21 protein-coding genes and 1 pseudogene are annotated in these 26,605 nt (G+C 73.1%); 7 read left to right on the plus strand and 15 right to left on the minus strand.

Going from position 1 to position 26,605, the window contains the following annotated elements:
• Window positions 1-199: 199 nt before the first annotated feature.
• Window positions 200-592, plus strand: coding sequence for a chorismate mutase (locus tag OG617_RS09560; protein ID WP_405100556.1), 393 nt, complete (start codon window positions 200-202; stop codon window positions 590-592).
• Between the two features lie 117 nt (window positions 593-709).
• Here the strand turns inward: OG617_RS09560 and OG617_RS09565 are convergent, their stop codons facing one another.
• The 5 genes from OG617_RS09565 to OG617_RS09585 form a co-directional block, all read right to left on the minus strand.
• Window positions 710-1,723, minus strand: coding sequence for an ABC transporter ATP-binding protein (locus OG617_RS09565; protein WP_405100558.1), 1,014 nt, complete (start codon window positions 1,721-1,723; stop codon window positions 710-712).
• Complete coding sequence (locus OG617_RS09570; protein WP_405103594.1) at window positions 1,716-2,744, minus strand: ABC transporter ATP-binding protein; 1,029 nt, start codon at window positions 2,742-2,744, stop codon at window positions 1,716-1,718. The genes OG617_RS09565 and OG617_RS09570 overlap by 8 nt, the downstream gene beginning before the upstream one ends.
• 26 nt (window positions 2,745-2,770) lie before the next feature.
• On the minus strand, window positions 2,771-3,754 hold the full coding sequence (locus OG617_RS09575; protein ID WP_405100560.1) for an ABC transporter permease: 984 nt from the start codon (window positions 3,752-3,754) through the stop codon (window positions 2,771-2,773).
• A 75-nt stretch (window positions 3,755-3,829) separates the two neighbouring features.
• Window positions 3,830-4,756, minus strand: a complete 927-nt coding sequence (locus OG617_RS09580; protein ID WP_405100562.1) for an ABC transporter permease — start codon at window positions 4,754-4,756, stop codon at window positions 3,830-3,832.
• 149 nt (window positions 4,757-4,905) lie between these two features.
• Window positions 4,906-6,549, minus strand: coding sequence for an ABC transporter substrate-binding protein (locus tag OG617_RS09585; protein WP_405100564.1), 1,644 nt, complete (start codon window positions 6,547-6,549; stop codon window positions 4,906-4,908).
• Between the two features lie 432 nt (window positions 6,550-6,981).
• On the opposite strand from OG617_RS09585, the gene OG617_RS09590 reads away from it, so the two are divergent.
• Window positions 6,982-7,716 carry a PIG-L deacetylase family protein gene (locus OG617_RS09590; RefSeq protein ID WP_405100566.1) on the plus strand — a complete coding sequence of 245 codons (735 nt, stop codon included), beginning with the start codon at window positions 6,982-6,984 and terminating at the stop codon, window positions 7,714-7,716.
• 23 nt (window positions 7,717-7,739) lie between these two features.
• Here OG617_RS09590 and OG617_RS09595 read toward each other — a convergent pair whose 3' ends face one another.
• Both OG617_RS09595 and OG617_RS09600 read right to left on the minus strand, forming a co-directional pair.
• Window positions 7,740-8,420, minus strand: coding sequence for a response regulator (locus OG617_RS09595; protein ID WP_396677613.1), 681 nt, complete (start codon window positions 8,418-8,420; stop codon window positions 7,740-7,742).
• 2 nt (window positions 8,421-8,422) lie between these two features.
• Window positions 8,423-9,661: a PspC domain-containing protein gene (locus tag OG617_RS09600; protein ID WP_405100568.1), complete on the minus strand. Its 1,239-nt coding sequence runs from the start codon at window positions 9,659-9,661 to the stop codon at window positions 8,423-8,425.
• A 192-nt stretch (window positions 9,662-9,853) separates the two neighbouring features.
• On the opposite strand from OG617_RS09600, the gene OG617_RS09605 reads away from it, so the two are divergent.
• From OG617_RS09605 to OG617_RS09615, 3 genes and pseudogenes are all read left to right on the plus strand, one after another.
• Window positions 9,854-11,680: a PspC domain-containing protein gene (locus OG617_RS09605; protein ID WP_405100570.1), complete on the plus strand. Its 1,827-nt coding sequence runs from the start codon at window positions 9,854-9,856 to the stop codon at window positions 11,678-11,680.
• A pseudogene (locus tag OG617_RS09610) lies at window positions 11,677-11,859 on the plus strand (hypothetical protein); the annotation flags it as partial. The gene OG617_RS09605 and the pseudogene OG617_RS09610, both read left to right, overlap by 4 nt.
• A gap of 627 nt (window positions 11,860-12,486) precedes the next feature.
• Window positions 12,487-13,740 (plus strand): phosphatidylserine decarboxylase, encoded by a 1,254-nt coding sequence (locus OG617_RS09615; RefSeq protein WP_405100572.1) that lies wholly within the window; start codon window positions 12,487-12,489, stop codon window positions 13,738-13,740.
• Window positions 13,741-13,791: 51 nt separating this feature from the next.
• Here the strand turns inward: OG617_RS09615 and OG617_RS09620 are convergent, their stop codons facing one another.
• The 3 genes from OG617_RS09620 to OG617_RS09630 form a co-directional block, all read right to left on the minus strand.
• Window positions 13,792-14,712, minus strand: a complete 921-nt coding sequence (locus tag OG617_RS09620; protein ID WP_405100574.1) for a CDP-alcohol phosphatidyltransferase family protein — start codon at window positions 14,710-14,712, stop codon at window positions 13,792-13,794.
• Window positions 14,713-15,055: 343 nt separating this feature from the next.
• Window positions 15,056-15,961: an NUDIX hydrolase gene (locus tag OG617_RS09625; protein ID WP_405100576.1), complete on the minus strand. Its 906-nt coding sequence runs from the start codon at window positions 15,959-15,961 to the stop codon at window positions 15,056-15,058.
• Between the two features lie 136 nt (window positions 15,962-16,097).
• Window positions 16,098-17,045 carry an NUDIX domain-containing protein gene (locus OG617_RS09630; protein WP_405100578.1) on the minus strand — a complete coding sequence of 316 codons (948 nt, stop codon included), beginning with the start codon at window positions 17,043-17,045 and terminating at the stop codon, window positions 16,098-16,100.
• Window positions 17,046-17,189: 144 nt separating this feature from the next.
• Between OG617_RS09630 and OG617_RS09635 the strand changes: the two genes are divergently transcribed.
• Complete coding sequence (locus OG617_RS09635; protein ID WP_405100580.1) at window positions 17,190-17,561, plus strand: PspC domain-containing protein; 372 nt, start codon at window positions 17,190-17,192, stop codon at window positions 17,559-17,561.
• Window positions 17,562-17,568: 7 nt separating this feature from the next.
• Here OG617_RS09635 and guaA read toward each other — a convergent pair whose 3' ends face one another.
• Complete coding sequence (gene guaA, locus OG617_RS09640) at window positions 17,569-19,125, minus strand: glutamine-hydrolyzing GMP synthase (RefSeq protein ID WP_405100582.1); 1,557 nt, start codon at window positions 19,123-19,125, stop codon at window positions 17,569-17,571.
• A 118-nt stretch (window positions 19,126-19,243) separates the two neighbouring features.
• The gene (locus OG617_RS09645) at window positions 19,244-20,941 is read right to left on the minus strand and encodes an FAD-dependent oxidoreductase (RefSeq protein WP_405100584.1); all 1,698 of its coding nucleotides are present in this window, start codon (window positions 20,939-20,941) and stop codon (window positions 19,244-19,246) included.
• Window positions 20,942-21,079: 138 nt separating this feature from the next.
• On the opposite strand from OG617_RS09645, the gene OG617_RS09650 reads away from it, so the two are divergent.
• Entirely contained in the window at window positions 21,080-22,198 is a 1,119-nt protein-coding gene (locus tag OG617_RS09650) for an LCP family protein (RefSeq protein ID WP_405100586.1), read from the plus strand.
• A gap of 49 nt (window positions 22,199-22,247) precedes the next feature.
• Here the strand turns inward: OG617_RS09650 and OG617_RS09655 are convergent, their stop codons facing one another.
• The 3 genes from OG617_RS09655 to OG617_RS09665 all read right to left on the minus strand — a co-directional run bounded on the left by OG617_RS09655 (window position 22,248) and on the right by OG617_RS09665 (window position 26,604).
• Entirely contained in the window at window positions 22,248-23,726 is a 1,479-nt protein-coding gene (locus tag OG617_RS09655; RefSeq protein WP_405100588.1) for a M1 family metallopeptidase, read from the minus strand.
• A 125-nt stretch (window positions 23,727-23,851) separates the two neighbouring features.
• Complete coding sequence (locus OG617_RS09660) at window positions 23,852-25,207, minus strand: M1 family metallopeptidase (RefSeq protein ID WP_405100590.1); 1,356 nt, start codon at window positions 25,205-25,207, stop codon at window positions 23,852-23,854.
• Between the two features lie 278 nt (window positions 25,208-25,485).
• Entirely contained in the window at window positions 25,486-26,604 is a 1,119-nt protein-coding gene (locus OG617_RS09665; RefSeq protein ID WP_405100592.1) for a GuaB3 family IMP dehydrogenase-related protein, read from the minus strand.
• Window position 26,605 lies beyond the last annotated feature (1 nt).

The following is a 26,605-nucleotide window of genomic DNA, read 5'->3' on the forward strand; positions in this document are numbered from 1 at the left end:
TGCGGATCGGGCCGGCGGGTGGGCATACTCAACGACGTGTTCGGTCAGCGCTTCTACTTTTACTACGGCACCGGGAGTCCGGCAGCCGTGGGTCGCGCCTGATCAGATCAGACCTACGAAAAGCCCCGGGCTCTGGAGAGCCCGGGGCTTTTCCGTCCCGGGATCCGGGCACCGGGCCCGACGTCCGAGGGGTACGGCGATGATGACAGACGTGGTGGAGCAGAGCGGCAGCGTGGCACAGTCCCGGCCGGGCGACGAGCACGAGGCCGGCGGGCCGGCCGGCGACGGCAGGACGGAGCCGGCGTCGACGGCCGGCGGGACGCCCCGGACCGGGACCGACGACTCGGCGGCGGCGGCGCGGATCGTCGGCATCCGGGAGCGGATCGACGAGATCGACCGCACCGTGATCGAGCTGTGGCAGGAGCGGGCCGCCCTGTCCCAGGAGGTCGGGGCTACCCGGATGGCCTCCGGCGGCACCCGGCTGGTGCTCAGCCGGGAACGGGAGATCCTGGAGCGGTTCCGCCAGGCCCTCGGCGCCGACGGGACCCAGCTCGCCCTGCTGCTGCTCCGCGCCGGCCGCGGCCCGCTGTAGGGGCCGTACCCGCGGCCCCACCCGGCGCGGCGGGGTGGGGCGGGGCGGAAAAGCGCGACCGCCCGCCGGCGTCGGTGGACGCCGGCAGGCGGTCGGTGGGCGGTCAGCCCGGGAGGCTCACGCCTCGTGGGTGGCGACGATCTCGCGCTTCTCCGCGAAGTGGCAGGCGCTCGCGTGGTCCGAGCCGGAACGGATCTCCAGCAGCGGGACCTGCTCGGCGCAGACGTCCTGCGCCTTCCAGCACCGGGTGCGGAACCGGCAGCCCGAGGGCGGGCTGACCGGCGAGGGGACGTCACCGGTGAGCCGGATGATCGCCTTCTGGTCCCGCAGGGTCGGGTCCGGCACCGGCACCGCCGACAGCAGCGCCTGGGTGTACGGGTGGGTCGGCCGCTCGTAGATCTCGTCCTCGGTGCCGATCTCCACGATCTTGCCGAGGTACATCACCGCGACCCGGTCCGACAGGTGCCGGACCACCGACAGGTCGTGGGCGATGAAGACGTACGACAGGCCGAACTCGTTCTGGAGCTTCTCCAGCAGGTTCATCACCTGGGCCTGGATGGAGACGTCCAGGGCCGACACCGGCTCGTCGCAGACGATGATCTCCGGGCGCAGGGCGAGCGCCCGGGCGATGCCGATGCGCTGGCGCTGGCCGCCGGAGAACTGGTGCGGGTACCGGTGGATGTGCTCCGGGTTCAACCCGACCAGGTCGAGCAGCTCCTTGACCTTCTGCCGCCGGCTGCCCTTCGGGGCCACCTCGGGGTGGATCTCGAACGGCTCACCGACCAGGTCGCCGACCGTCATTCGCGGGTTCAGCGAGGTGTACGGGTCCTGCATGACCAGCTGGATCTGCCGGCGCAGCCGGCGCAGCGCCCCGCCGGACAGCTTGGAGATGTCCTGCCCCTTGTAGAGCACGCTGCCGGCGGTCGGCCGCTCCAGGTTCATCAGGACCCGGGCCAGCGTCGACTTGCCGCAGCCGGACTCGCCGACCACGCCGAGCGTCTCGCCGGACCTCAGCTCGAACGAGACCCCGTCGACGGCCTTGACCTGACCGATGGTCTTCTTGAAGACGATGCCCTGGGTGACGGGGTAGTGCTTAACCAGGTCACGGACCTCGAGGATGTTCTCAGTCACGGTTAACCAGCTCCTCGGCGAAGTGACAGGCGCTGGCCCGGCTGCCGGCGATCTGCAGCAGCGGGGGCACCTTCTCCCGGCAGACCGGCTGCGCCATGGGGCAGCGCGGGTTGAACGGGCAGCCCGGCGGGATGTTCATCAGGTTCGGCGGCAGGCCCTTGATGGTGCGAAGCTGCTGCCCCCGCTCGTCCATCCGCGGGATCGAGTCGATCAGGCCGAGGGTGTACGGATGCGCCGGCTTGGCGTACAGCTCGAAGACATCGGCTTCCTCGACGATCCGCCCGGCGTACATGACGGCGATCCGGTCCGCGACGTCGGCGACCACGCCGAGGTCGTGGGTGATCAGGATCAGGCCCATCTGCCGCTCGCGCTGAAGCTCGGCGAGCAGGTCCATGATCTGGGCCTGCACGGTCACGTCGAGCGCGGTGGTCGGCTCGTCCGCGATCAGCACCTCCGGGTCGAGCGCCAGCGACATCGCGATCATCGCGCGCTGCCGCATGCCGCCGGAGAACTGGTGCGGATAGTTGCTGAACCGGCCCTTTGCGTTCGGGATCTTGACCTGGTCGAGCATTTCGATGGCACGCTTCTTGGCCTCGGCGCGGCCGAGGCCCCGCCGGATCCGGAACTGCTCGGCGATCTGGAACCCGATGGTGAAGACCGGGTTCAGCGCGGAGAGCGCATCCTGGAAGATCATCGCGATGCCCTCGCCGCGGATGCGGCGGCGCTGCTCGGCGGACATGGTGAGCATGTCCTTGCCGTGGAAGCGCACCTCGCCCCCGGTGACGAACCCGGGCGGCGTGTCGAGGATGCCCATGACGGCCTGGGCGGTGACGCTCTTGCCGGAGCCGGACTCGCCGAGCACGGCGAGGGTCTCCCCCGCGTCGACGTGGTAGGTGACCCCGTTGATGACCTTGGCGACGCCGTCCCGGGTGCGGAACTCCACCCGCAGGTCCTCGACCTCCAGGAGGCGGCCGGAGGGGCGGCCGGATCCGTCGGCGCCCGGCTGGGACTGCTCGGTCACGAGAATGTCGGACAACTCAATCTCCCCTAGCGCAGTTTCGGATCGAGGGCCTCGCGGACCGCCTCACCGAGCATCACAAAGCTGAGGACGGCGGTGACGAGGAACGCGGAGGGGAAGAAGAGCAGGAAGGGCGAGACCCGGATGTAGTTCTGCGCTTCGCTGATCATGATGCCCCACGAGACCACCGGGCTCTTCAGGCCGATGCCCAGGAAGGACAGCGTCGCCTCCGCGCCGATGAACGACCCGACCAGAATGGTGCCGTAGACCAGCAGCGGGGCCAGGCAGTTCGGCAGCAGGTGCTTGATGATGATCCGGCCGGTGCCGGCTCCCAGCGCCCGGGCCGCCATGATGTAGTCGGCCTCCTTGGTGGCCAGCACCGAGGAGCGCATCAGCCGCATCACGACCGGCCAGCTCAGCACGACCAGGGACATGATGACCAGGGCCATGATGTACCACTCGTTGTTGCTCGACCCCGCCCCGTTGAAGGTGGTCAGGATGACGATCGCGCCGAGCACGAAGGGCAGGCCGAAGAAGATGTCGCCGAAGCGGGAGAGCAGGGCGTCCACCCAGCCGCCGAGGTAGCCGGCGAGCATGCCGATCGTGCCGCCGATCAGCAGCGTGCCGATGGTGGAGACCAGGGCCACGATGATCGAGGCGCGGGCGCCGTAGATGACCCGGGCGTAGACGTCCCGGCCCTGAATGTCGTAACCGAACCAGGCGTCGCCCGACGGCTTCACCTGGCTGCGGGACAGCGCGCCGTTGACCGCGTCGCCGGAGGTGAACAGCGACGGGAAGGCCGCCATCAGGATGAAGATCAGGATGAACGTCGCCGCGATCCAGAACAGCGGCTTGCGGCGCAGGTCGCTCCAGGCGTCGCCGAGCAGGCCGCGGGGCTTCTCCCGGCGGGCGTTCTCCGGCAGGCCGGCGTCGACGGGAGCGCCGGACCCGGCCTCGGTGGGCATGGTCGCCGGCGGGGTCGAAACGATCGATGCGGTGCTGGGGTCACTCATGCCGCCACCTCGCTGCGCTGGGTGCCGGGACGGTGGTCACGGCACGCTGCGTTCAAAATCCGTTCGACACGCTGCTCACTCATAGCGGATCCTCGGGTCCAGGGCGGCGTAGAGCAGGTCCACCAGCAGGTTCATCAGGAGGTAGACCAGCACGAGGACCACCACGATGGAGACAACGGTAGCGCTCTCCTTGGTGACGATCGCCCGGAGGACGGCGCGGCCGATGCCGTTGATGCCGAAGATGCCCTCCGTGACGATGGCGCCGCCCATCAGCGCGCCGAGGTCGGTGCCGAGGAGGGTGACAACCGGGATCAGCGAGTTGCGCAACAGGTGCACGCCGACGACCCGGCGCATCGGCAGGCCCTTGGCGATGGCGGTGCGGACGTAGTCGGCACGGCGGTTCTCCGCGATGCTCGTGCGTGCCACCCGGGCGACGTACGCCATGGACGCGCTGCCTAGGACGAAGCCCGGTAGGAGCAGCTCCGAAAACCGCATCTCGCTGGAGACGGTCGGGTCGACGATGCCCCACTTCACGCCGAGCAGCCACTGCAGGATGAAGCCGATGACGAACACCGGCAGCGCGATCAGGAAGAGGGTGGAGACGAGGACCAGGTTGTCGAGGAAGCCGTTGCGCCGCAGGCCGGTCAGGACACCGGCGGACAGGCCGATGATCGCCTCGATCGCCAGGGCCACCACGGCGAGCTTCAGGGTGTTCGGGTACGCGGTGGCGATGATGTCGCCGACGGCGCGGTTGTTGTACGTGACGCCGAAGTCCCCCTGGAACAGGTTCTTCATGTAGGTGGCGTACTGCACCCAGATCGACTGGTCGAGCTGGTACTTCTCGGTCATGAAGTTGATGTACGTGTCCGGACACCGGCGGTCGCCGCACTTGCCGGCGAACGGGTCGCCCGGCACCGACCAGACGAGCCAGTAGATCAGGAAAGTCGTACCAATGAAGACCGGGACGAGTTGCAGTAGCCGTCTCAACAGATAACGGCCCATGGGGTGGTCCTCCTGACAGGGGGCGCGTCGGGCGAGGGGGCCGACACGGATGGCGTCAACGTGGCGAGGGATGTTGTACACCCCTCGCGGAACGGCTCCGGGCCGGGCCCACCGGTAGGTGAGCCCGACCCGGGGTCAGACCGAACGGATCAGAGCTCGACCGTGGTGATGTCGAGTTCGCCGACGTTGGTCAGTTCCATCTTCTTGATCTTCTCCGAGTGACCGGACTGCTGGCCCGAGAAGTAGACCGGGATCGACGGGGCGTCAGCGTCGATCAGCTTGACGGCCTCGGCGAACTTGGCGTGCGAGGCGTCCAGGCTCGGAGCCGCACCGGCCTCCTTGGCGAGGGCGTCGACCTGCTTGTTGCTGTACAGGCCGTCGTTAGAGGAGCCACCGGTGACGTAGAGCGGGTTGACCCAGTTCTCGACGTCCGGGTAGTCCTGCTGCCAGCCGGCGCGGTACGGGCCCTTCATCTTGTGGGCGTTGATGTTCTGGCGGAACACCGCGAAGGTCGGCACGCCCTCGGCGCGGGCGTTGATGCCGAGGTTGGTCTTGACCTGCTGCGCGACGGCCTCCATCCACTCCTTGTGGCTGGCGTCCGCGTTGTAGTAGAAGACCATCTCGCCGCTGAAGCCACCGGCCTCGGCGAGCAGCTTCTTGGCCTCGTCGACCTGGAACTGGCAGGCGGTGCAGTTGCCCGGCGCCGCACCGGGGGCCAGCGGGTTGGCCCAGCTGTCGGCCGGCTTGCGGTTACCGAAGAAGATCTTGTCGGTGATCTCCTGCCGGTTGATCGACAGGGAGACGGCGCGACGCAGCTTCGGGTTGGTGAAGCGCTTGTCGTAGATCGGGAAGGCGATGATGCCGGTGACCGGGGCAACCGACGAGACAGCCCGCTCGCCCAGGTCCTGCTTCCACTTGTCACCCGCGAGGGCGGCGACCGGAACCTGCTGCTGGAAGTCGATGTTGTTGGAGACCAGGTCGCTGTAGACGGCGTTGTCGTCCTGGGAGATCTTGAGGTTGACGTCCTTGATCTTCATCTTGTCGCGCAGCTGGTAGTCGTCGAAACGAGTCAGCTTGATGGAGACGTTGTTCTCCCAGGACACGAACTTGACCGGGCCGTTGCCGATCGGCTTCTTGCCGAAGTCCTCCGCCTTGCCCGCGAAGAACGCGTCCGGCAGCGGCATGAAGGTGCTGTAGCCGAGCTTGGTCGGGAACACGGCGGTCGGCGCGGCGAGCGTGACCTCGAAGTTCCAGTCGTCGACGACCTTCAGGCCGGACATCTCCTTGGCCTTCGGCTCCGGGGCCTTCTGCGGGCCGTCCGCGCCATCCGGGTCGGCGGTGTTGACGTCCTCGAAGCCCTGGATGTCCGCGAAGAAGCTGGAGTTCTGCGCGCCGTTCGGCGAGTGGGCACCCCAGTTCCAGGCGTCCACGAAGTTCTTGGCCTTGACGGCGGTGCCGTCGTGGAACTTCGTGTCCTGCTTGATCTTGATCTTGTAGACCTTGGAGTCGGCCGTCTCGATCGACTCGGCCAGGGCGTTCCGCGGGGCGCCACCGTCGTTGGGGTACTCGACCAGGCCGGTCCACATCCAGTCGATGATCTTGCCGCCACCGGTCTCGGTGGTGTTCGCCGGGACCAGCGGGTTCTCCGGCTCGGTGCCGTCGATCGTGATGGCACCGTCCGCGCTGTTGCCGGCGTCGCCGCCGTCGTCGCTGCTGCTGGAGCAGCCGGTCGCGACGAGCGCGAAAGCCGCGCCCAACGCGATCGCGCCACTCGCCCGCTTCGAGACTCTCATTCCGAGGGGCCTCCTCTTTCTAGCCTGTTCCGTCGTGAGTTTCACGCACGTATGGGGGTGACACCGCCGGCAACCGCAACCATTGACCACCGGTTTACCGCAGAAAAATCGGGACACCCCTGATGTACCGATCGCCGGGCCACCACACCGCACCGGGGCTCGGCTCCGCGCAGGGCTGGACGGCCACGAACCGTGACTGCTCAGCGGCTTCGTGGTCGCAGAACCGTGCATGGGTGCCTTACACCGGGGGTGAGGTGCTGCAACTGTGACACCTACCGGCCCGTTACGTGAAGGTGCCGTTATCAAGCCGTTAGTTGGTCGCAGCGTTGCCGATACTTGAGAAAAGATCACGATTCGACCCGACAGCATCGCTCTGACCAGGCAAAACGCTGCCAGCCCCCCTCGCTCGGGTCGCCGCGTAGGCTCAACGCTGTGAGCTTCCCCGCCTCCGCCCCGGCGCTCGTCAGCATCCACCGTGCGCTGGCCGTATTTGCCCATCCGGACGATGTCGACTTCGGCTGTGCGGGCACCATAGCCGGCTGGGTGGACGAGGGGACGGAGGTGGCCTACCTCATTGTCACCCGGGGTGACGCCGGCGGGTTCGACGACATGCCCCGCGCGGAGGTGCCCCGGCTGCGCGAGGAGGAGCAGCGCGCCGCCGCCGCGGCCGTCGGGGTGCGCCGGGTCGAGTTCCTCGACGGGTACGTCGACGGCGCCCTCGCCCCCACGACCGCGCTGCGCCGGGACATCACCGCGGCGATCCGCCGGTTCCGACCCGACCGGGTGCTGACCAGTTCCCCGCTGCGCCGCTGGGAGCAGTTGGCCGGCCCGAGCCACCCCGACCACCTGGCCGTCGGCGAGGCCACCACCTGCGCGATCTACCCGGACGCGCGCAACCGGTTCGCACACCCCGAGCTGCTGGCCAGCGGGCTGCCGCCGTGGGTGGTCCGCGAGGTCTGGTACGCCGGCGGCCCCGGCCCGGACCACGTGGTCGACGTCACCGACCGGTACGACCGCAAGGTCGCCGCGATGCGCGCACACCACTCGCAGACCGCCCACCTGGACGTGGAGACCTGGGTCCGGGACCGGCTCACCACGGTCGCGGACAACGCCGGGCTGCCGCCGGGCCGGCTGGCGGAGGCGTTCACCGTCCTGCGGACGGAGTGACCGGGCCGGACCGGCGGCCGGCGTCAGACCAGGCGGCGGTCCGCCGCCCAGCGGGACAGCTCGTACCGGTTGGACATCTGGAGCTTGCGCAGCACGTTCGACACGTGCGTCTCGACCGTCTTGATCGAGATGTAGAGCTCCTTGGCGATCTCCTTGTACGCGTACCCCCGGGCGAGCAGCCGGAGCACCTCGCGCTCCCGGTTGGTGAGCTGGTCCAGCTCCGGGTCGGCCACCGGGGCGTCCGGCCGGGCGGCGAAGGCGTCCAGCACGAACCCGGCCAGCCGAGGGCTGAACACGGCGTCGCCGTCGGCCACCCGGCGCACCGCCGCGGCCAGCTCGTCCGGGGAGATGGTCTTGGTGACGTAGCCCCGGGCGCCGGCCCGGATGAGGCCGATCACGTCCTCCGCCGCGTCGGAGACGCTCAGCGCCAGGAAACGCACCTGCGGGTGGGTCCGGCGCATCGCCTCCAGCACCGCCCGGCCGCCGCCGTCGGGCATATGCACGTCCAGCAGCACCACGTCGGGACCGGTGGCGGCGATCCGGGCGACCGCCTCGGCCACCGTGCTGGCCTCGCCCACCACCTCGACGTGGGCGCCCAGCTCGGCGCGGACCCCCGCGCGGAACATGGCGTGGTCGTCGACGAGGAAGACGCGCAGCCGCTCGGGGCGGCCCTGCGTCCCCTCGACCGGCTCGTGCTCGGCCATGGTCATTTGTCCCTCTCCGTCGTGGACTGGTCGCGGGGGATCGGCAGGATCAACCGGACCTCGGTTCCCTCGCCCGGCTCGGAGCGGATCTCCGCCCGGCCGCCGTGCCGCCTCATCCGTCCGATGATCGACCCCCGGACCCCGTGCCGGTGGTCCCCCACGGTATCCGGGTCGAAGCCCTTGCCCCGATCCCGAACGAAGGCGCTCACCTGGTCCGGCTCCACCTCCGCGTACAGCGAGACGGTCCGCACCCCGGCGTGCCGGGCCGCGTTCACCAGCGCCTCCCGGGCCGCCGCGACCAGCGCACCGACCCGCTCGTCGGTGTCCCGGTCACCCACCACCACCGCCTCCACGGTGATCGCGAAGGTGTCCTCGACCTCGGCCGCGGCCTGCTCCAGGGCCGCCGCGAACCGTTCCGTGGGCGAGGCGGTCGGCTTGTACAGCCAGTTGCGCAGCGAACGCTCCTGGCCGCGCGCCAGCCGCTGCACGGCCGTCACGTCGGCGGCGTTGCGCTGGATCAGCGCGAGGGTGTGCAGCACCTGGTCGTGCACCATGGCGGCCAGTTCTGCCCGTTCCTGCTCACGGATGCGCCCCTCGCGCTCCGAGCGGAGCTGGTTGTACGTCCGCCAGAGCACCGGGGCCGCCACCACCCCCACGCCGGCCAGCCCGACCAGCGCGAAGATAACGCCGTTGAGCACCGCGTCGAAGTTCTGCACCGGCGAGTAGACCGCCACGACGCCGATGATGCCCACCGCGACCAGCACCCCGCCGCCGATGAACCGCAGCACGAAGGCCCGCCGGTCGCTCTCCTCCACCACCGCGCCCAGCCAGGGCACCGGCATCGACTCGCCCCACTGCCGGCGGCGCTCCGGCGCGGCCTGGTGCCAGATCACCCCGGCGCCCACGGCGATGATCGCGACCAGCCAACCGGCGGTGCCCGCCGCGCCGACCGAGTCGAAGAGCATCACCTGCACCAGCAGCACCCCGAGCCCGATCGCCACGAACGGCAGCAACTGCCCGATGTCCCGCCGGGGCGGGACGGCGGTGTCCCCCGGCCGCAGCGGGACGACCGCCCAGAAGGCGGCGTAGAGCAGCACCCCGAGCCCGCTGAGGCCGAGCAGCACCGTGAAGGCGATCCGCACCCGCACCACCGAGATGCCGAGATGGTCGGCGATGCCTGCGGCGACACCGGCGGCCATCCGGTGCTCGGGCGCCCGGTAGAGCCGGGGCGGCTGGATCACGGTGCTGATCGGATACTCCCTGTTCAGGGTGCGACGGGGCGGCGCCGGACCGGCGTGCCGGTCTCGATCGTCACACGCGGGGACCCCAACGGGCCACGGGGACGCCCCCGACATCTCGGCCGGTCGGATCTCAGGGTGTGGTCAGGGTCGGGTCCTGAGGCCCCCGGCCGGTCGGGGCAGCAGGATCGAAGCATGACCGAGGAAGCTGCCCCGCCACCCCGTCCCGGGGCGGCACAGCCGGAAGGGCCGCCACCGGCGGATCCGGCTCCCACCACGCCCGCCAGCTGGACCGAACCGACCGTCTTCGGGCCGCCGGCGCCCGCCGGACCGGGGGAGCCGGGGGCGACCGGTTCACCCGCGACACCGGGGGTCGCCGCGACCGGAACCCCGGCGGGACCGGGCACTGCCGGCACCGCCGACCCGAGGGCGTCCGCGCCGGGCGGCTGGCTGCCGCCGACCGCCGGCGGCGGCCCGGCCTGGTCGCCGCCGGCCGGGGAGACCCCCGGGCCCCACCGCCCCGGGCCGGGCGCCCCGCCACCACCACCCCCCGGGGGGTACGCGACCCCGCCCCCGCCGCCCGAGGGTGCCGGCTTCACCTCCCGGTACGGGCTGGTCCGGCCCCGCGAGGGCCGCTACCTGGCCGGCGTCTGCGTGGCGATCGGCCGGGCCACCAACACCGACCCCGTGCTGTGGCGGGTGCTGTTGGCCGTGCTCGGCTTCTTCGGCGGCATCGGCATCCTGGTGTACGTCACGGCCTGGCTGATCATCCCGGGCGAGGGCGACACCGCTTCCCCGGTCGAGTCCATGCTGGGCCGGGGCCGGTCCAGCATGTCCCCGCTCACCGTGATCGTGCTGAGCATCCTGGTGGCGGTGAGCTTCGGGTACATCGTCACCGACGCGTTCCGGGCGGTACTGCTCGGCGCGGCCATCCTGGTCGGCGGCGCGCTGCTGCTCAACCGCGAGCGCGGAACGTTCGCCCGGGGCGCCCCGGCCGGCCAGGGCCCGGTGCCCGGCGCACCGGCCGCCACCCCGCCGGGCCCGGTGCCGCCGGTCGCGTGGCCCGCGCCCGGCCTCTTCACCCCGCCCGCCGGCCCCGGGCTGCCGCCGGTCGGGCCCCCGGTTCCCGGCCAGCCGTCCGGGGGGCCGTTCGCAGGGCAGTGGTCCGGGACGCCTGCGCCCGGGCAGCCCGCCGCCGCGTGGACGGCCGCCCCGGCGGGGCCGACCGCCGGGCTCCCCGCCTGGCCGCCGGCGGGCACGCCGGCTGGCTCCCTCCCCCCGGTCGGCATGCCCACGACCGGCTACCCGCCGGCCGGCTACCGGCCGCCGTTCGCCCCGCACGGCCCGTACGCCAAGGGCCCGCAGCAGGCTCCCCCGCCGCCCCGCCCGGTCAAGCCCCCGAAGCAGCCCCGGGAACGCTCCCCGCTGGGCGCCGTGACCTTCTCGCTGGTCTTCCTGGCGCTCGGGGTGGTCGCCGTGCTCGACCTGCTGGACGTGATCCACGTGGGGGCGGCGGCGTACTTCGCGGCGGCCCTGGCGACGGTCGGGCTCGGCCTGCTCGTCGGCGCCTGGTTCGGCCGGGCCCGCTGGCTGATCGCACTCGGGCTGGTCACCGCGGCGGCGCTCGGCGTCGCGACCGTGGCCGAGTCCTACGACCGGGTCCGGGGCATCGACGGGGACGTCACCTGGGCCCCCACCGACCGGCGTGACCTGGCCAACCGGTACGAGAACAGGTTCGGCGACGCCGTGCTCGACCTGCGCGGGATCGACTTCGACAAGCAGGACACCCAGGTCACCGTCTCGATCCAATTCGGGAAGGCGACCGTGGTGGTGCCGGCGAACGTCGACGTCACCACGATCGCCGAGGTCAACGCCGGGGACGCCACGGTCTTCGGAAAACGCTCCGGAGGGCTGGACGGCCGGATCCGGGAAAGCACCGACCTCGGCGCGGACGGCGCCGGGGGCGGCAAGCTGCGCCTGTACGTCCACATCAACGCCGGCAACCTGGAGGTGACCCGGTGAAGGCCCACCGCACCGATGTCGTGTCGCTGGGCTTCGGCCTGGTCTTTGTCGCCCTGGCCGGGTGGTGGCTGCTCGCCCAGCTGCTCGGCCTGGACCTCCCGCCGGTCGGCTGGTTCCTGGCCGGCGGGCTGATCCTGATCGGCGCGCTGGGCCTGATCGGCGCGCTGCGCTCTGGCCGGGGCGACCGGCGCGACGCCGAACGGCCGGCACCGGCGGACACCGTGGACGCGGGCTCCGGTGACCGGCGCGACGCCGAACGGCCGACATCGGCGGACGCCGTGGACGCCGGCTTCGGCGACCGGCCAGGCCCCGAACGGCCGCTCACCGAGGCCGGGCCGGCCCCGGCCGACGAGTGGTCCACCGCGGCCGTCACCGACGAACGGCCAAGTGCGGTCGAGGACTGGCCGGTCAGCGGCGGCGGGACGCCCCGCTGGTCGCCGGCGGACCCGCTGGACGCCGACCCCGCAGGCGGGCCACCACCCGGCCCGGCCACCGAGCAGGTCACCGAGCCGCTGCCCCGGTTGACGGCCGACCCGACCGTCGCGGGGCCGACGTCCGACCCGTCCGACCCGGACGCGCCGCGCCGCGGGCCGCAGGGGGCGGACGGCTGACCACGGCGGTGCGGTCGCCCGCGCCGGGCGCATATGCTGGCCGGTGGAGAGCTCGCCTCCGCCGGCCGGCACTGGCCGCGGCCCCGTCCGCAGCCGCTCCGGCAGGTCGCCGGCCCGTTCTGCGGCCGACCCGACCGGGTCGCCGTGGCGGTCCCGCCGCGATTCCGTCTCTACCTCGTCAGGAGCCAGTCCGACATGACCCAGTCCCCCGCCGTGCGAACCTCCGGCCGGCCCGGTCCGGTCCGCATCGGCGAGCGCGCCGCCCGTACCCTCGTCACCGAGCTCGCCCGGCGCAACGACCCGAAGGCCGCCCTGCTGGTCGGCGCGGCCCCGGAGTCCGCGGTGCTGGCCGCGGCGATCGACGCCCTGCTGCCTGGCGACTCCCTCACCGTGGTGCCGTCCGCGACGGCCACGCCCGCCGCGCTGCGCGAGCACGTGACGGCCCAGGGCCGCTGGGTCGCCGACCGGGTTCGGGTGGCGGACTCCCTCGCCGAGGCCGACGCCGCCGAGGTGGTGATCGCCGCCGAGCCGCTCACCGGCACCGCCGAGGAGGCCCGCACGACCATCGACGGCCTGGCCAAGTACCTCGCCGACGGCGCGGTGCTCAGCCTCGCCGTGCCCGCCGCCCCGGGGCGCACCGCCGGTGCCGCCGCCGAGCTGGAGCGGCAGGGCGTGCTGCACGGCGCCGGGACGGACCTGGTGCTGCGCAACTCCCCGCCGGTACGGGTGCACCGGCTCCGCCTCACCCCGGCCGTCGTGGCCGTCGCGGCCCGGCTCGCCCCGGCCCACCGGCCGTCCAGCGTCCCGCTGACCCGGAGCATGCACATCGACTCCAACGGCGTGGCTGCGGCCGGGATCGTCCTCGGGCTCGCCGCGCTGACCCGGGCCGTCCGGCCGAAGTCGAAGCTGTGGCTGCTGCCGGCGCTGGCCGCCGCCCCGGTTGCCGCGTTCTTCCGGGACCCGGAGCGGGACGTCCCCGAGGACCCGTCGGCCGTCGTGGCGGCCGCCGACGGGAAGGTGCTCTCGGTGCAGCGGCTGCACGACGAGCGCTTCGGCGACGGCGAGTGGCTGCGGGTCGCAGTCTTCCTCTCGGTGCTGGACGTGCACGTCAACCGGTCACCGGTGGCCGGCAAGGTGGTCGACTACTTCGTCGCCGACGGCGGCTTCGTCAACGCGATGAAGCCGGACGCCGAGCACAACGTGGCGGCGTACACGGTGCTGGACACCGAGCACGGCACGGTGGTCGTCGCGCAGCGCACCGGGCTGATCGCCCGGCGGATCGTGCAGCGCGCACCGATCGGGTCGCTGCTGGCCAGGGGCGAAAGGTTCGGCCTGATCCGGTTCGGCTCGCGGACCGACGTCTACCTGCCGGCCGACGCGGCCGACCCGCTGGTCGGGCCGGGCGACAGGGTCATCGGCGGGTCCACGGTCATCGCCCGCTGGCGCTGACGACGAAAGGGGCGCCGCGGACAGCGGCGCCCCTTTCGGGTGGATCGTCGGTCAGGCGGTGCGGCGCTGGTGCAGCCAGAGCAGCGGGCCGCTGACCAGGTAGCCCACCACGACCAGGGCGAAGGTCAGCCGGACGTCGACCAGCGCGCCGATCGCCGGGGCCAGCCAGAGCCACGGCGGCAGCTTGACCAGCCGGGCCAGCTTCGCGTAGGGGAAGCTGGAGACCATCGCGAAGGCCAGCAGCGCCACCCCCGCGATCTGCACCAGGCCGGGCAGCGGCAGCCCGATGGCGACGGTCAGGGCGAGCACGGCCGCCGCCATCGTGGTCGGCACGCCGCAGAAGAAGCGGCCGTCCTTCGGCGAGACGTTGAACCGGGCGAGCCGGATCGCCGCGCAGGCGACGACGAGCGCGGCGGCCACCGCGGCGGCGGCGGGCGGGGCCTCACCGACCAGCGAGGCGTAGACCACCACCGGGGCGGCGAGGCCGAACGAGCACATGTCGGCCAGCGAGTCCATCTGGGCGCCGAACGGGCTGGCCACCCCGAGCTTGCGGGCGAGCGCGCCGTCGAGCCCGTCGAACACGACGCAGGCGATGAGGAGGAGCGCAGCGAGGCGCACCTCACCCTGCATGGCCACGAAGATGGCGTTGATCCCGAGCACCAGGCTGGCCAGGGTGCAGGCGTTGACCAGCGCGAACTTGGCCCGGCGGGCCGTCGTCCGCTCGCCCGGCAGCAGCGGGATCGACATCGACGCCGCGTCGTCGACCGGGGTGCTGGGGGCGAGGGCCGGGCTCACCGGCACGATCGCCTGGACCTCGGCGCGCTCGTACCGGTCGAGGCCGTACCGGCGGCGCTGCCGATCGAGGTAGCGGTGCTCGGGCGAGGCCAGGTCGGCGCCGACGGCGGCGGCGCCGTCGCGGCGACCCACCCGGACCAGCAGCACCTGGCGGGCGAATGTGCTGCTGCGGCGCAACGGGCCCGCCCAGCGACGCCCTGCGGGACGCGGACTGTCAGTCGTACGACGCCGGCGCCAGGGGGCTCTCGGCACGTTTCCTCCATCACCGGATCGGCTGGCCACCACGGGGGCGGGCGTCCGGCTGTCTCGTGCCGGACCGCTGGCCCGGCAGCCTTCAAGCGGAGTACACCATTGCACAGGGGAGTAGGACTTGGCGATAGCTGCCGGCGACCCTTGTCATCTCGGTCAAACCACGCGAACCGCCTCGTTATTCCTGTCTCGGGCTTCATCGCCCGTTCCTTACATCAACCCCGCCACACAGACTACCGGAGCCGGTCGATGGCGGCCCGCCGGGCGGGCGCTATGCGACTCGATGTCCGGTTGCCAGGGCCGCCACCTCGGTCATGCGCAGCCCTTCGAGCCGGTCGGGCGGGAACCAGGCCGCGGCGGACGTCGACCCCCCGGCCAGCTCGGTGACCCGCGCCTCGGTCGGCTCGTCGACCAGCACCCGGTAGACCACCCGCACCCCGTGCCAGTCCAGCGGCCGGCCCTCCGGCCCCAACGCGGCGGGATTGTGCAGGTTGTGCACCATCAGCAGCTCCACCACCCGGCCGAGCTGACCGGCCTCCTCGACCAGTTCGCGGAGCAGCCCGCCGGCCGGCTGCTCGCCGTGGTCGGTGCCGCCGCCGGGCAGGTGCCACCACCCGGCACCCGGGTAACCGTCCGCGATCATGGTGAGCAGCACCCGACCGGCCGGGTCGGTGACCAGGCCGTACGCCGCGAAGCGCTGGTGCCGGTCGGCCGCCGGCGGCGGGAGCGGCGCGGTGCCGGGCGCGGCCCGCCGCAGCGGGGTGACCGGCAGGCCGAGCGCCTCGGCGGTGAACGGCATCAGCGGCAGCCCGGCCGCCTCCTCGGGGCTCGACCAGCGCACCAGGTCGGTGGTGCCGTCGGCCTCGTCCCGGAGCGCACCCCCGCCCGGACGCACGGCGAAGACGATCCGGTCGGTATGCAGTGTGACGCCCGCCCCGGGCAGCGGTGTGACGTCCGCAACGGCGGCGAGCAGGCCGGTCACCTCGACGGAGAGGCCGGACTCCTCGGCGAACTCCCGCAGCACGCCGGCCTCGGGGTGTTCCCCGTGCTCCAGGCCACCCCCGGGAAGCTGCCACACCCCCGGGAAGTCGGCCCGGTCGGACCCCCGCACGAGCAGCACCCGCCCGTCCGGGTCCCGACAGATCCCGTACACCCCGACCCGCCGTCGCTGCTCCATGCGTCCCTCCCCGTCCGCCCGGATCGCGTACCCGGCCGATCATGAAGCTATCGCCTGCCGCCACGGTGTGTCGCGGCGACAACCCGACGAGCGACCGGGCCCACGCGGGGGCGGCCCGGGGGAGGGGACGGGGCGGTCAGGTGAGCCGGGCGGCCTGGACTGCCTCGGCCGTGACCTCGGTGAGCCGATCGGTGGGCAGTGCGCCGAGCTCCTCGCGGGCGAACCAGCGGGCCTCGCAGGTGGAGCCGCCGACGTCGGTCACGGTGGGCGGGGCGGGCTGGTCGACCATCACCCGGTAGAAGGCGCGCACGCCGTGCCAGTCGATCGGGTAGCCCTCGGGGCCGAGCGAGGCGGCGTCACGGTGGCTGGCCACGCCGAGCAGCTCGACGAGGCGACCCCGCTGGCCGGTCTCCTCGACCAGTTCCCGGATCAGCGCCGCGCCCGGCTGCTCGCCGTAGTCGGTGCCGCCGCCGGGCAGGTGCCAGCAGCCGGCGCCCGGGTACCCGTCGGAGACCCGGGTGAGCAGCACCCGGCCCTCGGGGTCGGTCGCCACCGCGTACGCGGCGAAGCGCTGGGCCCGGTGCAGCCCGTCCGGGCCCGGGACCGCGTAGAAGGAGGGGAACTCCGGCGGCTCGTCGGGCACCACGTCGGCCGAGGAGGAGGGCAGGCCGAGGGCGCGCGCGGTGAACGCGCGCAGCGGCAGCTCGCGGGCCTCGGCGAGGGTGAACCAGCGGGCCAGGTCGGTGGGCCGGTCGACCCGGTCGGCCAGCGTGCCGCCCCGCACCGAGACCTGGTAGATCAGCCGGTCGGTGTGGATGGTGATGCCCCGCTCGGACAGTGCCCGCATGTCCGCGAGCACGTCGTCCAGCCCGGCGACGGCCACCGAGAGCCCGGTCTCGGCGGCGGTCTCCCGGACGACGGTGTGGTTCGGGTCCTCCCCGTGGTCGACCGCCCCGCCGGGGAGCGACCACGTTCCGGGGGTGCCGGAGCGCTCCGATGCGCGGACCAGCAACACTCGGCCGACTGAATCAGCACAAACTGCGTATGCCGCGATCCTGCGGAGCGGCTCCAGCATGGTGGTCACGGGGGGAGATTCTCCTCGGCCGGCGTTACCCGCATCGAAAAGAGTCAGATTCCTGACTGATGACTGGATCATCAGGGGCCGGTCAGGGTAACGATCCGGGCCGTCACCGAGGTCGCCGCGCCGCCCGGCGCGGACCGTGGGGGCATGACCTCGACGCCGCCGCACCAGGCCCCGTACAAGCAGCTCCGCCGCCCCGTCACCGACCGGATGGTGGCCGGGGTGGCCAGCGGCCTCGGCCGCTACTTCGCCGTCGACCCCACCCTCGTCCGGGTGGCGTTCGCCGTCGCGACCGTGCTCACCGCCGGGCTCGCCGCGCTGACGTACCCGATCATGTGGTTCCTGATGCCGGAGGAGCCGGCCGACGCCGCGGCCTGGCCGCACCCGGCGGGCCCCGCGACGCCCGGCACGTCGCCCGCCCCGGGGTACGGCCCGCAGCCGACCTGGCCGTCGGCCCCGACGACCTCGACTGGGGCGGGCGGGGCACCGGACGGGCCGGTGCCCCCGGCGGCCGGCTAAGCCGGCGTCACTCCCACTCGATGGTGCCCGGCGGCTTGCTGGTGACGTCCAGGACCACCCGGTTCACCTCGGCCACCTCGTTGGTGATCCGGGTGGAGATCCTGGCGACCACCTCGTAGGGCAGCCGGGACCAGTCGGCGGTCATCGCGTCCTCGCTGGAGACCGGGCGCAGCACCACGGGATGCCCGTAGCTGCGCCCGTCACCCTGCACGCCGACGCTGCGCACGTCGGCCAGCAGCACCACCGGGAACTGCCAGACGCCCCGGTCCAGGCCGGCGGCGGTCAGCTCCTCGCGGGCGATCAGGTCGGCCTCGCGCAGCAGGTCGAGCCGCTCCCGGTCGACCGCGCCGATGATCCGGATGGCCAGGCCGGGACCCGGGAACGGGTGCCGCCAGACCATCGCCTCGGGCAGGCCCAGCTCCAGGCCGAGCGCCCGGACCTCGTCCTTGAACAGCGTGCGCAGCGGCTCGACCAGGGCGAACTTCAGGTCCTCCGGGAGGCCGCCGACGTTGTGGTGGCTCTTGATGTTGGCGGTGCCGGTGCCGCCGCCGGACTCCACCACGTCCGGGTAGAGGGTGCCCTGGACCAGGAACTCGACGTCGCCGTGCGAGGCGATCTCCCGGGCGGCGGCCTCGAAGACCCGGATGAACTCCCGGCCGATGATCTTCCGCTTCTGCTCCGGGTCGGTCACCCCGGCCAGCGCGCCGAGGAACCTCTCCTGCGCGTCGACCACCTTGAGCCTGATGCCGGTGGCGGCGACGTAGTCCTTCTCCACCTGCTCGGCCTCGCCGGCCCGCAACAGGCCATGGTCGACGAAGACGCAGGTGAGCTGGTCACCGACGGCCTTGTGCACCAACGCCGCGGCGACCGCCGAGTCCACCCCGCCGGACAGGGCGCAGATGACCTCCTTGTCGCCCACCTGCGCGCGGATCCGGGCGACCTGCTCGTCGATGATGTTCGCGGGGGTCCAGGTGGGCTCGATGCCGGCGATGTCGTACAGGAACCGGGTGAGCATCTCCTGGCCGTGCGCGGTGTGCCCGACCTCCGGGTGGAACTGCACCCCGGCCCGGCGGCCGGTGAGGTCCTCGAACGCGGCGACCGGGGCGCCCGCCGACTCGGCGGTGACCGTGAAGCCGGCCGGGGCCTCAGTGACGCAGTCGCCGTGGCTCATCCAGACCGGCAGGTCGGCCGGCAGGTCGCGGAGCAGCACACCGGGTTCGAGGAGGCGGGGGCGCAGCGGGGTGCCGCCGTACTCCCGGTTGCCGGTGCGCGCCACGGTGCCGCCGAGCGCCTGGGCCATCGCCTGGAAGCCGTAGCAGATGCCGAACACCGGGACTCCGGCGTTGAACATCCCGGCGTCGATCTGCGGGGCGTCGGGGGCGTAGACGCTGGCCGGGCCGCCGGACAGGATGATCGCGGCCGGGTTCTTCGCCAGCATCTCGGCCACCGGCATCGAGTGCGGCACGATCTCGGAATAGACCCGCGCCTCACGCACCCGGCGCGCGATGAGCTGGGCGTACTGGGCTCCGAAGTCCACCACAAGGACGGGACGAGGCGTGCTCATGTGCAGGAAGCCTACCGACAGTCACACCCGCCCCGCGCAGCGGCCGGCCTTTCCCGCGTGGCGTACCACGCCCGGGCGGCGGACGGCGGGGACCGCCTCCAGGAATGCGCCCCGCCGATCACGCCCGCAGGGCGCCGGGGGCGTCCGCCGGGACGGCCGGGTGGGCCGGCGGCACCGGGTCGAGACGCAGGTACGGCTCCCCCAGCGGCGGGCGCGGGTCGGCCTCGCCCTTGTTGGGCCAGAGGGACATCGCCCGTTCCGCCTGGGCCGTGATGGTCAGCGAGGGGTTCACCCCGAGGTTCGCCGAAACGGCCGCGCCGTCCACCACGTGCAGCCCGGGATGGCCGTGCACCCGGTGGTACGGGTCGATCACCCCGTCGGCCGGGGTGACGCCGATCACCGCCCCGCCGAGGATGTGCGCGGTCATCGGGATGTTGAACGGCTCGGTGAGCGCCCCGCCGGGCGTGCCGCCGATCTCCTCGGCGAGCAGCCGGGCGGCGGCGTTGCCGGCCGGGATCCAGGTCGGGCTGGGCTCGCCGTGTCCCGCGACGGCGGCCAGCCGCCGGCCGAACAGGCCCCGCCGCCAGCGGGTGGTCAGTGAGTTGTCGGCGGACTGCATGACCAGCGCGATGACGGTCCGCTCCGACCAGTTGCGAACGGTGAGCATCCGGGCTGCGGTCCCGGGCTGCCGCAGCAGGGTGGCCACCCAGCGACGGACCCGGTGCGGGCCGCCGTCGACCAGCAGCGACTGGAGCAGCCCCATCGCGTTCGAGCCGCGCCCGTAGCGGACCGGCTCGATGTGGGTCTGCGGGTCGGGGTGGAACGAGCTGGTGATCGCCACCCCCTCGGTGAAGTCCAGCCCCTCGGCGCGGGCCCGCGCGGGCGGCACCGACGCGCCGAGGATCGCCTCGGAGTTCGTCCGGGTCAGCTCGCCGAGGCGCGGCGACAGGGCGGGCAACGCCCCGGTGGCCTTCATCTCGTGCAGCAGCCGCTGGGTGCCGAGCGACCCGGCGGCGAGGACCACCTGGTCGGCGTGGAACACCTGGCGGCGCCGGCGCAGCCAGGCCCCGGTGCGGACGGTCTCCACCCGGTAGCCACCGCCGTCGGCCGGGCGGACGGCGGTGACCGTGGTCAGCGGATGCACCCGCGCGCCGAGCCGTTCGGCCAGCCACAGGTAGTTCTTGACCAGGGTGTTCTTCGCCCCGTGCCGGCAGCCGGTCATGCACGCCCCGCAGTGCGTGCAGCCGGTGCGCTCCGGGCCGGCCCCGCCGAAGTACGGGTCGGCGACCCGCTCCCCCGGCCGGCCGATGTGCACCCCGACGGGGGTGGGGTGGTAGGTGTGGCCGACGCCCATCCGGTCGGCCACCGCCCGCATCGCCCGGTCCGCCCGGGTCTGCACCGGGTAGGTGGTGACCCCGAGCATCCGCTTCGCCTGGTCGTAGTGGCGGGCCAGCTCGGCACGCCAGTCGGTGACGTCCCGCCACTGCGGGTCGGCGTAGAACGCGTCGAGCGGCTCGTAGAGGGTGTTCGCGTAGACCAGCGAGCCGCCGCCCACCCCGGCCCCGGACAGCACCAGCACCCCGCCGCCGGCCCCACGACCGGCGGACCGGAGCAGGGTGATCCGTTGCAGGCCGTAGCAGCCGAGGCGCGGGGCCCAGAGGAACCGGCGCAGCCGCCACGAGGTCTCCGGGAACTCGTCGTCGGCGAAGCGCCGCCCGGCCTCCAGCACGCCGACCGAGTAACCCTTCTCGGCCAGCCGGAGCGCGGTGACGCTGCCGCCGAAGCCGGACCCGATGACGAGCACGTCGTACCGCATGGAGGCATCATTACCGACGGGTAGCTATCGCGCCAGGGCCCGTTTTCGCGGCATCATGCACCCCGCCGCCGGCGATCCGTCGCTCAGCGGCCGCAACCCGGCGACTCGGTCGGAGCGTTGTACGAACGGGGGTGTGACATGGCCGGACAGGCGGGAACCGGACGCCGGCGATGGCGGCTGGGGCTGGCGGTCCTCGCGGCACTGGTCCTGGTGGCGGGTGGCGCGACGGTGGCCGTCCGGCTGGTCGCCGACCGGCAGCCCGAGCGCGGGGCGGGGCGGGTCGCCGCCGCGCCCACGCCGTCGGAGGCCGCGCCGAGCCCCACCCCGCCGCCGGGGCAAGACGTGACCGGGCCGCTGAACCTGCTCATGGTCGGCGTGGACACCCGGGTCAGCGTGCCCGGCTGGGAGCCGCATGGCGACGCCGTGCTGGTGGCGCACGTGACGAAGGAACTGGACCGGGCGTACGTCTTCTCGCTCCCCCGCGACCTGCTGGTCGACATCCCCGCCTTTCCGAAGGCCGGGTACAAGGGCGGGAAGACCAAGCTCACCCACGCGATGAGCTACGGCAGCCGGGTGCCCGGCAAGCCGAAGGAGCCGAGCGCCGCCCAGGGGTACGAGCTGCTGCGCAGCACCGTCAGCGGGTACACCGGGCTGCGCTTCGACGCCGGGGCGGTGGTCACCTTCCAGGGCTTCGAGAAGCTGGTGAACGCCGTCGGCGGCATCGACGTCTACATCGACCAGCGCACCGTCTCGCTGCACCGGCAGCCCAACGGCCGGCACCGCGACCCCGCGCCGGGCGGCGGCGGCTACGTCGGCCCGCAGATGGTGTACGAGAAGGGTGAGCGGCACCTGAACGGCTGGCAGGCGCTGGACTACGCCCGGCAGCGCTACGGCCTGGACGGCGGGGACTACGCCCGGCAGCGCCACCAGCAGCAGCTCGTCCGGGCGCTGGTGACGAAGATCCAGAACGAGGGCCTGTCCCGGCAGCCGGACCGGGTCGAGCAGGTGGTCGGCGCGCTCGGCGACACCCTGATCTACGCGGGCGGGCCGAGGATCGTCGACCTCGCGTACGCCCTCGGCGGGCTGCCCGCCGACCGGCTCGTCCTGGTCGGCCTGCCCGGCGAGGGGGTCGGCAAGGGCAGCGCCTACCGCGGCGAGCAGCTCAAGCCGGTCGGCCGGGAGTTCCTCACCGCGCTGGACGAGGGCCGGGCCGAGCAGTACCTGGCCGCCCACCCCGAGCTGGTGGTGAAGAAGTGACCGACTCCGGGGCGGCCGGTCCACCGGGCCGCCGCGCGGACGGGACGGGTCAGCGGGTCGCCCCCGGCTTCGCCGGCCGCTCGGTGCCGTAGAGCCACGCGTCGAAGAGCGCGTCGAGCTGCTTGCCGGAGACCTGCTCGGCGAGGGCCACGAACTCCGCGGTGGTGGCGTTGCTGTCGCGCTTGTCCGCCGCCCAGGTCTTCAGCAGCTCGAAGAACGCCCGGTCGCCGACGGCGGCGCGCAGCGCGTGCACGGTCATCGCCCCGCGCTGGTACACCGACTCGCTGAACAGGTTCGTCGCTCCCGGCTTCCCCGGCGGGATCCGCCAGACCTGACCAGACGCGCCGAGGTACGCCGCGTCGAACGACTGCCGCGCCGTCCGCCCGCCGCGGTGCTCCGCCCACAGCCACTCCGCGTACGTGGCGAGCCCCTCGTTGAGCCAGATGTCCTGCCACCTCGCCAGCGCCACGCTGTTGCCGAACCACTGGTGGGCCAGCTCGTGCGCGACCACCCCGGTGTTCTCGCCCTGGCGGAAGAAGTTGGCCGAGTAGACCGGCCGGCTCTGCGTCTCCAGCGCGTACCCGATGCCCGGCTCGGAGACGACCACCCCGCCGTACGCGCCGAACGGGTACGGCCCGAAGACGCCCTCCAGGTAGTCGGCCACCTCGACGGTGCGGGCGATCGACGCGTCCGCGGCGCCCTCCGGCAGCTTCGTGGTGACCGCGCTGAACACCGGCCGGCCCTTGTGCTCGGCGCGGGTCACCCGGAACTCGCCGATCGCCAGGGTGCTCAGGTAGCTGGCCATGGGCGAGCGCTCGGCCCACTTCCAGGTGGTCCAGCCGGCCCGGGTGGTCTTCCCCAGCGGCACCCCGTTGCTGACCGCGGTCAGCCCCTCCGGCACGGTGATCTCGAAGTCGTACGCGGCCTTGTCGGAGGGGTGGTCGTTGACCGGGTACCAGTTGCTCGCCGACTCGGGCTGGCCGAGGGCCACCGCGCCGTCGGAGGTGGCCCGGAACCCGCCCTCGCCGAGGGCCTCGTTGCGCAGCAGCTTCGGCTCGCCGTCGTAGCCGATCTCGGCGGTGAAGCCGTTGCCGGAGGTCAGCCCGGCGGCGGGGGTCACCACCAGTTCGTCGCCGGTGCGGGCGTGCCGGGCGGGGACGCCGTCCACGGTCACCTTCCGCACGGTCAGCCCGGCCAGGTCCAGGTTGAACGAGGACAGGTCGGCGATGGCCGTGGCCTGCACGACCGTGGTGCCGGTCAGCCGGTCCTTCGCCGGGTCGTAACGCACCCGAACGGTGTACCGGGTCACGTCGTACCCGGCGTTGCCGTACCGGGGGAAGTAGTCGTCGCCCGCCCCGGCCGCGCCGGGCCTGAACTGCCGGGCCGAGGTCGGCGACGTGGCGGCCTCCGGCGCGGACGGCTCGGTCGGCGTCGAGGAGCAGGCGGCCGAGGAGCAGGCGGCCAGCCCGAGCGCAACGGCCAGCAGCAGCCCGGTGCCGGGGCGCAGGCCCCGCAGGCTCAGCGTCATCACGTCGTCCCTCCCGGCGGAGGTCCCCCGGACCGCCCGACCCTGGCCGGCCGCTCCGCCCGCGGCAGCCTACCGAGCGCCGGCAACGGTGCGGTCACGCCGGGTGGGATCAGAGCCGGGCGGGATCAGGGCAGGGCGGGAGCGGTGCCGCCGACGAGCCAGGCATCGAAGAACGCGCCGAGCCGCCGGCCGGAGACCCGCTCGGCGAGGGCGACGAAGTCCGCGGTGGTGGCGTTGCCGCCGCGCCGCTCGGCGGTCCAGGTGCGCAGGATCCGGAAGAACACCTCGTCGCCGACGGTGCGCCGCAGCGCGTGCACCACGAGCGCGCCACGCTGGTAGACGGCGGTGCCGAACATGTCCGCCCGGCCCGGGTCCACCGACGGCCGCGACCAGTCGGTCGCGGCGTGACGCAGCTCGAAGGCGCGCTGCGCGGTCCGGCCGCCGCCGTGCTCCGTCCAGAGCCACTCCCCGTACGTCGCGAAGCCCTCGTTGAGCCAGATGTCGCCCCACCGGTCCAGCGAGACGCTGTCGCCGAACCACTGGTGGGCCAGCTCGTGGGCGACCACCTCGGTGTTCGGGCCACCGGCGCGGAAGAACCCCGGCCCGTAGACCGGGCGGGACTGGGTCTCCAGCGCGTACGAGATCCGCCCGTCGGCGAGCGCGACCCCGCCGTACGAGTCGAACGGGTACGGCCCGAAGCGGTCGGCCAGGAAGTCGGCGATCTCCCCGGTGCGGGCGATCGAGGCGGCGGCCGGTCCGTCCGCCGGCAGGCCCGCCGCGACGGCGGTGACCATCGGCCTGCCGGCGTGGGTGCCCGTGGTCACCCGGTAGTCGCCGATCACCAACGTGCACAGGTAACTGGCCATCGGCGCCCGCTCGGCCCAGTGCCAGGTGGTCCAGCCGCCGCTGCTGCCACGCCCCGCGGGCACCCCGTTGCTCAGCGCGGCGACCCCGTCCGGCACGGTCACCTCGACGTCGTAGGTGGCCTTGTCGGACGGGTGGTCGTTGACCGGGAACCAGGTGGCCGCCGAGTCAGGCTGGCCGAGGGCCACCGCGCCGTCCGGGGTCGCCAGGAAGCCGCCGACGCCCAGCTCGCTCTCGACCGGCGCGGGCACCCCGGCGTACTCCACGTCGACGGCGAACCGGGCGCCCCTCGCCAAGCCGTGCGCCGGGGTGACCACCAGCTCGCGCCCGTCCCGGGCGTGCCGGGCGGGCGTCCCGTCGACGCGGACCGTGGACACGGTCAGGCCGGCGAGGTCCAGGTTGAACCGGGACAGGGCGGCGGTCGCCGTGGCGGTGACCGTGGCGTGGCCGGTGAGCCGGTCGTCGGCGGGGTCGTAGCGGACCCGCAGCCGGTACGCGGCCACGTCGTAGCCGCCGTTGCCGTGGCCCGGGACGTACGGGTCGCCGACGTCGACCGGGCCGGGGCGGGGGCGGTCGGGGTCCGGCGGCGCCCCGGTGCAGGCGGCGAGGGCGACCACGACGAGGCAGCCGACCAACAGCCCCCGACCCGACCCCCCGGTGTGGACCCCCGGCCAGGGCCCTCCCCAAACCGACAGCCGCCCTCCTCGGAGCATCCCTCACCTCGCCCTACTCCACAGAAACCCTAACGAGCCACCCCCCACCCCGCCCCATAACCAACAAACAACACCCCACCCCACCACCCCGCCCTCTTTCACGGAAAGAGTGGCCATCCCGGCCGGAATGACCACTCTTTCCGTGAAAATGCGGGCGGGTGCGGGGGCGGGTGGGGGGTGGGTTAGCGGTCTAGGACGAGGCCTACCTTTTGGAATTCCTTGAGGTCGCGGTAGCCGCACTTGGCCATCGCGCGGCGTAGGCCGCCGAACAGGTTGAGCTGGCCGTCCGGCTCGTCGGCCGGGCCGGACAGGAGCTGCTCCATCGAGCCGAGCGGCTCGCCGGCCACCTCGAACGCCCCGCGCGGCAGCGACGGGTGGCTGGCCGCCGAGTGCCACCACGCGCCGCCGGCCGGGGCCTCCTCGCACAGCGACAGCGGCTCGCCGAGCATCACCGCGTCCGCGCCGCAGCCCAGCGCCTTGGCGATGTCGCCGGAGGTCTGGATGTCCCCGTCGGCGATCAGGTGCACGTACCGGCCGCCGGTCTCGTCCAGGTAGTCGCGCCGGGCCGCGGCGGCGTCGGCGATCGCGGTGGCCATCGGCACCCGGATGCCGAGCACCGACTCGGTGGTCGACCACTCGTCGCCGCCGATGCCGACGATCACCCCGGCCGCGCCGGTACGCATCAGGTGCAGCGCGGTCTTGTAGTCGGTGCAGCCGCCGACGATGACCGGGAGGTCGAGGTCGGCGATGAACTCCTTGAGGTTCAGCGGCTCGTCGGTGGTGGAGACATGCTCGGCCGACACGAGGGTGCCCTGGATGACCAGGATGTCCACGCCCGCGTCGAGGATCACCGGGGCCAGCGCCAGGGTGTGCTGCGGGGAGACCCGGACCGCCACGGTGCCGCCGCCGGCCCGCAGCTCGCGGACCCGCTCGGCGATCAGGTCCGGGCGGATCGGCTCGGCGTACACCTCCTGGAGCCGCTTGGTGGCGCGGGCGTCCTCGCCCAGCGCGGCCAGCTCCTCAAGGATCTTGGTCGGGTTCTCGTACCGGGTCCACAGGCCCTCGACGTTGAGCACGCCGAGCCCGCCGAGCTGGCCGAGCCGCACGGCCGACTGCGGGCTCATCGTCGCGTCCGAGGGGTGCCCCACGCACGGGATGCCGAACTGGTACGCGTCGAGCTGCCAGGCGGTGGAGACGTCGTCGACGTCCCGGGTGCGGCGGCTCGGCACGATGGCGATGTCGTCCAGGTGGTAACCGCGCTGCGCGGTCTTGCCCAGGCCGATCTCGACCACGTCACGCATG

The organism is Micromonospora sp. NBC_01412 (assembly GCF_045040215.1).
Lineage (GTDB): Bacteria > Actinomycetota > Actinomycetes > Mycobacteriales > Micromonosporaceae > Micromonospora > Micromonospora rubida.